The sequence below is a fragment of the Cetobacterium somerae genome (assembly GCF_022430525.1).
Taxonomy (GTDB): domain Bacteria; phylum Fusobacteriota; class Fusobacteriia; order Fusobacteriales; family Fusobacteriaceae; genus Cetobacterium_A.
Genome location: NZ_CP092525.1, coordinates 1 through 4104, shown reverse-complemented (window position 1 = coordinate 4104; position 4104 = coordinate 1). Strand labels below are relative to the sequence as shown.

Here is a 4104-nt window from a genome sequence, read left to right as displayed (position 1 = left end):
TTTTTTTCTGCTGAATAAAAAAGGGTACTAGGTAATCACTGGCTAGGTGTCTCACTCGCCTAGTCTTAAAACTGAAAAGAAAGTTGGATAAATTTATCGCATGAGTTCTTTCGGTTTTAAATAAATCATAAATAATTAATTATTTATGATTTATTTTTTTATAAAAAAAGATATTAACAATCTTTTTAGAATAATATTAATGAATTGTCCCCCGACAATTTAATGAAGTAAAAAAAACTAGTTCTTAGGACTAGTTTTTTTATTTTTCAATAAATTTTGTTTATAATCTTTTAACCATTTATTATCTTGAATAAAAAATTCTTTAGATTCTTTATCATACCAAAACTTTTGGTCTTCTGCTAATATCCAGTAAACATTATTGATTCTATCAGCTAACAATCCATTTTGCTTTTTTATTTCTTCATTTTGTTTTACCAGTTCTTTAGTTTTATTTTCAATATATTTGACATTTGTAAAATAAAAATAAGTGATTAAACTTAAAGCCATTATAAAACCGATTATAGGGGCATATAAAAGCCATTTAACCTTTTTAGCATACTTTGATATATTTTTATCAGCCTCAGCCTCTATTCGTGTTTTAAAGCCTTTTACAGCCGTTTCCATTTCTGTTATTTGAGTTTTTATCTTTTCTTTATTTGAATCAATACATTCTCCAATTTCTGCTATATTTAAAGTTTCTACTTTTTCAGATAATCTTCTATGATTAGAATTTAAACTATCAGCCCTTTCATTTAAAGCCTTTTCTAGTTTTTTCAACTCTTCAATAGTTTTTTTCATATCTTCTAAAATTGCTAAAGTTTTGTTCTTCTCTTCTTTTTGCTCTTTAAATATATTCACTAAATCCTCCTTAGAATCCTAAATCAAAATCATCTCTTTCTCTTTGACGTTCTCTTCTTTTCTGTATTTCTTGTTGTCTCTCTTTTTCTTTTTGTTTTTCTTGTTCAACTTGTTTTGTATATTCAAATCCAAACTCTAAATTTTCTTTAGTTAGTCTTGGATCATTAAAAGTTTTATTTAAATTGGATAACCTAAACTTTCTTTTTTGAGAACTAGCAAACTCTTCTTTAACCTCTAAAGTTATGTGTTTTCTTTGAGGTTGCCAATCAACAATAATTCCCTCTTTATCCATTTTGTCCTTAAATTCATCTATAGATTTTATTTTTTCATTTTCTAAAACTTTAGTTAAAATGATATAGGTATTTACAATATCACTTCTTTTTTCTCCATTAAAGTGATTTTCTATAGCTCTTCTTTTTTCTTTTGTATCGGTAGTTACCTCTCCAATTTCTTTACCAATTTTCCTGGTAATTTCAATTCCATGTTCTAAGCCAATTTCATTTATAAACTCTTTATATTTATCTAAATCTTTCATACTTTGAGTGTGTTTTTTTCCATTAACAAAACTTACAGAATTAACAACCATATGACAATGAAGATTCTCTTTATCATCATGAACTGCCAAAAAAACTTCGTGTTCTTCAAAAGCTTTTTCACAAAATGTTTTTGACATTTCCAAAGCAAGTTCTGAATCATTAAAATCTTTTTCAAAAGATAAAACATAATGTTTGTACTGTCGCCCATCTAATTTATTAAATTGTTCTTTGGTTTCTTCAAATTCTTGAAATGCAATTTCATAATCATTGGAACAGTTTAACCCCAATGTTAAATCTGATTTTTTTCCCACATAATCAAGAGCTGATTTAGCTCCGCCCTTTTTAGTACTTGGATTTGCTATCGCTTTAAAGACTGCCATAATTCTTCAAGCTCCTCTCTTACTTCCTCAAAATTAGCCATATTATGCCCTCTTTTAGCCAATTGATTTATATTATTTGATAAAGCTCTTTTTAATATCAATAATTCTTTTAAATTGGCGTTAAATTCCTCAATATTTTCTATGGTACTTAATCTAATTAATTTTCTTACAAATTCATTTTTATTGACTCCAAGAGCTTTAGCATTTATATCTAAAATTTTATAATCTTTTTCATCTAGTCGTAGAGATAAATTTTTCATTGGAATTATTCTCCTTTAATTTTTTAAATTTAAGCCCCAAGAATGGGGCGGTTAAATTGCGGCAAATTTATTTTGCTGCGATTTAATAAATCGGGGTTGATATTTTGTAGGGGTTTTAAGGGGGAACTTCCCCCTTAACAAGATGGGACAATTGACCGTCAGCCTAGCTGACGTCAATTTCCCGTATCTTGTCCTATAAAAATTATTTAATTTTTATAGGGTCTTTGTGTTTGACATTATAATAACCGATAGGTTTTATTTTGTCAAACATGCTTTTAAATCTTTTATTTTTTTGTTATTTTGTTTAATTATGTTAGAATGATTTATCAACTTTTATTTTGAATTAAGTACTAAAGAACTGGAGGTTTTTTCTTCCAGTTTTTTTATTTTTTAAAAAATTACTTACTCTTTTTTTCTTGTTTGTAATATTTATAGTATTTATAATATTTACGGCATTTTTGCGAAGTGCTTAAAACCCTCTCTAATTGAGAAATATGAGAGGGTCAAAAAAAGCTAAAGGTGGAAAAAAAGTTGTTAAAGGTGGAAAAAAAGTTGTCAAAGGTGGAAAAAAAGTTGTCAAAGGTGGAAAAAAAGTTGTCAAAGGTGGAAAAAAAGTTTGTTTACAATTCCACCTTTGACATGTATAATAATTTTTGAGGTGATTTTATGGAAAAATTAGAATTATATAAACCAAATCAATTAATCGAGATAGAAGGGCAACCTTTAACAACACAAGGGGTACTCGCTTACAATTTTTTATTACATAAATTTCAACAAGAAAAATCTGATAAAATAATTATTAATTTATCAGAAATCTTTGAGGCCTTGGAAATTTCTGATAAATATGAGGATTTATCAATATATTTAGATAGTTTATTAAATATAAAAATTAGAAGTTTTGACAAAAAAGGCAAATTATGGGGCGGGTTTAATCTATTATCTGAATTTAAAAAAGTTGATAATGGAGTATTTATAGCTATTCCTCCGACAATCTATTCAGCTCTTTGTGGAACTGAAAAAGAAAAAGAATTATATTATACAACTCTAAAATTATTAGAGCAAAAATCTTTTAAATGTGTCTACACTTCTGTTTTTTATGAATTATTTAAAAAATATGAAAAAATTAATATTCCAAATTTTTTATTAGATGACTTAAAAAAAATAACTGGAACTATAAATAAATATTCTGAATACAAGGATTTTAAAAGATATGTTTTAAATAAATCTTTAAAAGAAATTAATAAATTTGATAATAAATATGAGTATTCATTTGAAGAAAAAAGATTAGGAAAAAAAGTTAATGAAATTAAATTTATTAGAGCCGATAAAAATATAATTGATGTTGCAGAACCTCAAATATCAGATAAATTATTAAATTCAATAGAAAAGGCTAAAAAAAATAGATTTGTTGATGATTCCTATTCTCAAAAAGCTATGGAAAAGTTACTTCAAAAATATGATGAAAAAGATATAATTAAAGCTCTTGGAGAACTTTATAAATATAATTCAGAAATTAAAAGTTTTTCTAAAATTCTAACTGCTAAAATCGAAGATATTAAAAATTCAAAAATGGCTAAAATCAAGGAAAATCAAGGGTATACATTAGGTCGAGAAGAAGTTGAAACACCCCTTAAAATCGATATTATAGAGCCAAAAAAATCTGAAGAGATTGAGCCATTAGACAAACTCTTGGAAAAGTTACCAATAAAAATATCTAAAACAGATTATGAGGATTTGTACAATGCGTATCTTAAGCAAATAGGAGAACAACACAACCCTTATTTAAGAAAAGCTTTTGATTTGGCTAATTTAAATCGATTTAAAATAGGAGAATAAATTGAATGGGAAACATATTCGACTAAAAATATTGATTTTTAAAAATTTAAGAGTTATAATAAGTTACAAACGATTAATATTCAATGTTCGGAAGGCATTGTACGAAAAAGAGCTAGGAGTGAGAAACTAGCTCTTTTTTAATTTTTTGCATTATGATATAATCTTATCAGTGGTTGCCTACCCTAGAAAGGGGGTGCTTTCTGAAATGTTAAGAGTATTAATCGTTATAGTCCT

The 4104-nt window shown here is 26.3% G+C and carries 5 protein-coding genes; 2 read left to right on the top strand and 3 right to left on the bottom strand.

What is annotated here, in order from left to right; all coding sequences use genetic code 11:
* Window positions 1-237 precede the first annotated feature (237 nt).
* From MKD34_RS14075 to MKD34_RS14065, 3 genes are read right to left on the bottom strand one after another with little or no spacing between them, the layout of a single operon-like run.
* Window positions 238-858, bottom strand: coding sequence for a hypothetical protein (locus tag MKD34_RS14075; RefSeq protein WP_240222375.1), 621 nt, complete (start codon window positions 856-858; stop codon window positions 238-240).
* Between the two features lie 10 nt (window positions 859-868).
* Complete coding sequence (locus MKD34_RS14070; RefSeq protein WP_240222374.1) at window positions 869-1774, bottom strand: relaxase/mobilization nuclease domain-containing protein; 906 nt, start codon at window positions 1772-1774, stop codon at window positions 869-871.
* Complete coding sequence (locus MKD34_RS14065; RefSeq protein ID WP_240222372.1) at window positions 1753-2034, bottom strand: plasmid mobilization protein; 282 nt, start codon at window positions 2032-2034, stop codon at window positions 1753-1755. The genes MKD34_RS14070 and MKD34_RS14065 overlap by 22 nt, the downstream gene beginning before the upstream one ends.
* Window positions 2035-2528: 494 nt before the next feature.
* Here MKD34_RS14065 and MKD34_RS14060 point away from each other — a divergent pair, with 494 nt between their 5' ends.
* Complete coding sequence (locus MKD34_RS14060; protein ID WP_240222379.1) at window positions 2529-2672, top strand: hypothetical protein; 144 nt, start codon at window positions 2529-2531, stop codon at window positions 2670-2672.
* A gap of 28 nt (window positions 2673-2700) precedes the next feature.
* Entirely contained in the window at window positions 2701-3870 is a 1170-nt protein-coding gene (locus tag MKD34_RS14055) for a replication initiation protein (RefSeq protein WP_240222377.1), read from the top strand.
* The last annotated feature ends 234 nt before the right edge of the window (window positions 3871-4104 follow it).